The 2876-nt window shown below is 42.3% G+C and carries 5 protein-coding genes; 2 read left to right on the top strand and 3 right to left on the bottom strand.

Going from position 1 to position 2876, the window contains the following annotated elements:
- Positions 1–69: 69 nt before the first annotated feature.
- The 3 genes from P9687_RS07345 to lexA form a co-directional block, all read right to left on the bottom strand.
- On the bottom strand, positions 70–327 hold the full coding sequence (locus P9687_RS07345; protein ID WP_328228646.1) for a hypothetical protein: 258 nt from the start codon (positions 325–327) through the stop codon (positions 70–72).
- Between the two features lie 49 nt (positions 328–376).
- Positions 377–517: a hypothetical protein gene (locus tag P9687_RS07340; protein WP_328228645.1), complete on the bottom strand. Its 141-nt coding sequence runs from the start codon at positions 515–517 to the stop codon at positions 377–379.
- 449 nt (positions 518–966) lie between these two features.
- Positions 967–1587, bottom strand: a complete 621-nt coding sequence (gene lexA, locus P9687_RS07335; RefSeq protein ID WP_014098213.1) for a transcriptional repressor LexA — start codon at positions 1585–1587, stop codon at positions 967–969.
- 206 nt (positions 1588–1793) lie between these two features.
- On the opposite strand from lexA, the gene yneA reads away from it, so the two are divergent.
- Positions 1794–2132: a cell division suppressor protein YneA gene (gene yneA, locus P9687_RS07330; RefSeq protein ID WP_014098214.1), complete on the top strand. Its 339-nt coding sequence runs from the start codon at positions 1794–1796 to the stop codon at positions 2130–2132.
- Entirely contained in the window at positions 2129–2782 is a 654-nt protein-coding gene (locus P9687_RS07325) for a YneB family resolvase-like protein (RefSeq protein ID WP_014098215.1), read from the top strand. Before yneA ends, P9687_RS07325 begins: the two co-directional genes overlap by 4 nt.
- Positions 2783–2876: the final 94 nt, after the last annotated feature.

The following is a 2876-nucleotide window of genomic DNA, read 5'->3' as shown; positions in this document are numbered from 1 at the left end:
TCTCCATCCTTTTTGGTATAGTTACAGACTTTATACCCGAAAAAGGAGCAAGAAATTGAGCAAAGATGATTAGTTCATCTTATATAATTTAGATAGTTTAAGTGTCACATGCTCGTTTTTCCCTAATCTTTGTGTCCCGGTATTGCTGTCGCCAGGAACTGTTTCAAATTCTCCATTATCATTTTTCTGTAATAAATCAGGGGCTTCAAAATCAATGTTCACTTTTTGTGGTGTTTTATCCTGATTCTCGAACTTGATAAAAATGAATCCTTTGTTAATGACCGGGCCGCCATAAGTAACACCTGCCTTATTTTCCTCATTGGTCATAAGGTAGTGTTTTTTTTGGCGGCAACCAATATGTCGGATGTCGTTTTAGCTACTGACTTTTTCCTGTTTCTACGGTCTTGGCTTTAGATTCCTCTTTGGATGTTGAATTTGATTGTGTTGCATTTCCCTCGCAGGCTCCCAAACCGAATGTTAGTAACCCTGTAATTCCAAAAATTAATGCCTTCTTCATTCTTCTTCCTCCTCGTATTTTTCTTTTTAAATTTTCAAGGTCATGACCAAAATCATGACCAAAAAATGACCAAAATCATTTGAAAAGTATTGATTGATTTTGAAAGTGGAATCTAAAAACTTCCTTATTTATATGGATTATCAAAAATCATGAAAGTAAAAAAATGTAAAATACATGTTCCGCACACAAGTCCACCAATGGGAACGCGACCAGTATATCGAAATGTATTAAGCAAGAAACCCCTTGAAGCGTAAGGCTTTGAGGGGTTTTTGTTTATCGGGCATTTTTGCGTCGAACGCCCAGAAAAACAAAATGCCCATTAATTGCCCCGATTTTTCCTTCGAAAATAGATTGGAAGCCCAGAAATCCTCAAGTGTCACAGGCATTTTTGCCATCAAACTCGCATATGCTCTATTAAAAAAGAAGCAGCCGAAACTGCTTCTTTTTGATCAGTGCACCATTTGCCTGTACAGCCCGATGACAACGCCGAGAATGGTGACGTTTTTCAATATGATCGGTTCCATTGTCTGGTTTTCAGGTTGCAGCCGGAAGTAGTCTTTTTCCTTGAAAAATCTTTTTACTGTCGCTTCATTTTCATCTGTCATAGCGACCACGATATCTCCGTTGTTTGCCGTCTGCTGGGAGCGGACAATCACATAATCGCCGTTTAAAATCCCGGCATCCACCATGCTGTCCCCTTCAATTTCCAGCATGTAGACGGACTCGTCAGACGGGACAAGATGTTCCGGAAGCGGAAAATACTCTTCAATATTTTCTACAGCGGTAATCGGTATGCCTGCTGTTACTTTTCCGACAACAGGCACATTGACAACATTTTGGGCCGGTATTTCTTCATCATGGTCCAAAATTTCAATCGCTCTCGGCTTTGTAGGGTCGCGCCTGATCAACCCCTTGCTTTCAAGCCTTGCGAGATGGCCATGGACAGTTGAACTGGAAGCAAGTCCGACTGCCTGGCCGATTTCCCGCACGGAAGGGGGATAACCTTTTGTTTTTACTTCATGCTTGATGAAATCAAGTATCGCCTGTTGCCGTTTTGATAGTTTTGCCATTCTATTCACCTCGTCACAGTTTTGTTTGGCACCCGCGCTGCGTATGGGGACGTTTACGGGAGGAATGCCATTATTTGCTATTATTATATCACATTGCAGCAGATAAAACAAACGTAAGTTCGAAAAAATGTTGACGAAAAACAGGCGTTCGTTTTATAATAGAACTGGTGATTGGACGAACGAATATTCGCGGGAGGAAGATGGAGATGTCACGATTATGGAAAAAGTATAACTATGTTATGATTTTAGCAGGGCTTACGCTTGTTTTCGGATTTTTCATGATTGGAAGTCTGCGGGATCCATCCCCACACTATATCAAAATCAGCGTCACAGAGGGCGATACGCTTTGGAACATCGCCGGGCAGTATGCGGAAAAGGGCAAAATGTCGAGGGAAGCATTTATCAGCTGGGTTGAGCGTCATAATGATATTGACGGCAACATGATCAAAGCCGGCGAAAAAATTGTCATTCCAATAGAAAAAAATGAATTCAGCGATGATAATAGGGAACTTGCGATGAAATCACAACGGGAGACGAAAAAATGAAAGTTGTTTTATATTGCAGAGTAAGCACGGAAAAAGAAAGCCAGGAAACTTCCTTGGCGAGGCAGCGGGAAGAGCTGGAGAAGCTTTCGGATTCCCACGGTTTTCAAGTGGCCGGGGTGATCTGTGACCGGGCAAGCGGCTATGACCTGGACAGGCCCGGCATCCTTGATCTTCTTGATACGATTGAAAATGAAAAGATTGACGCCGTACTGGTGCAGGATGAAACACGGATCGGAAGAGGAAATGCAAAAATTGCATTGCTTCATTTTTTATATAAAAAAGGGATTAAAGTATATTGTTATGCGCAAAACGGAGAATTGGAGCTTTCGGAATCTGATTCAATGGTGCTGAAAATTGTCAGCATGGTTGAAGAGTATCAGCGAAAGCTGCATAACTTAAAAATTAAAAGGGGAATGGAGCGTGCAGTCAAAAACGGCTACCGTCCGGAAAAAAATTTAAAAGGGAAGCGGAATCCGGACGGCAGGGAGCGAAAGGAAGTGCCGGTTGAAGAAATTATCCGCCTGCGGGATAACGGCTTGACTTTTCAAGAAATTGCTGCGACTATGCGCGGTTTCGGCTACCAAGTTTCAAAAGCAACCGTCCACCGGCGTTACAGGGAATATATGGAGGAAACGGGGCATGATAAATAGTATCAAAACCGTTTCACGGGTGCGCTTTCGTTGCAGGCGGGTCCATATTTTAGTAAGATGGCATCAATTACGGATAAAAGTCCTACGGTGTGAT

This window comes from Weizmannia sp. CD-2023 (assembly GCF_036225245.1).
GTDB classification, from domain to species: domain Bacteria; phylum Bacillota; class Bacilli; order Bacillales; family Bacillaceae_C; genus Weizmannia; species Weizmannia faecalis.
This window is presented reverse-complemented; position numbering and strand designations above follow the sequence as displayed.

Bases quoted from the DNA above. Each gene is read 5' to 3' on its own strand.
- P9687_RS07345 (WP_328228646.1), bottom strand. From the start codon at position 327: ATGACCAATGAGGAAAATAAGGCAGGTGTTACTTATGGCGGCCCGGTC.
- P9687_RS07340 (WP_328228645.1), bottom strand. From the start codon at position 517: ATGAAGAAGGCATTAATTTTTGGAATTACAGGGTTACTAACATTCGGT.
- lexA (WP_014098213.1), bottom strand. From the start codon at position 1,587: ATGGCAAAACTATCAAAACGGCAACAGGCGATACTTGATTTCATCAAG.
- yneA (WP_014098214.1), top strand. From the start codon at position 1,794: ATGTCACGATTATGGAAAAAGTATAACTATGTTATGATTTTAGCAGGG.
- P9687_RS07325 (WP_014098215.1), top strand. From the start codon at position 2,129: ATGAAAGTTGTTTTATATTGCAGAGTAAGCACGGAAAAAGAAAGCCAG.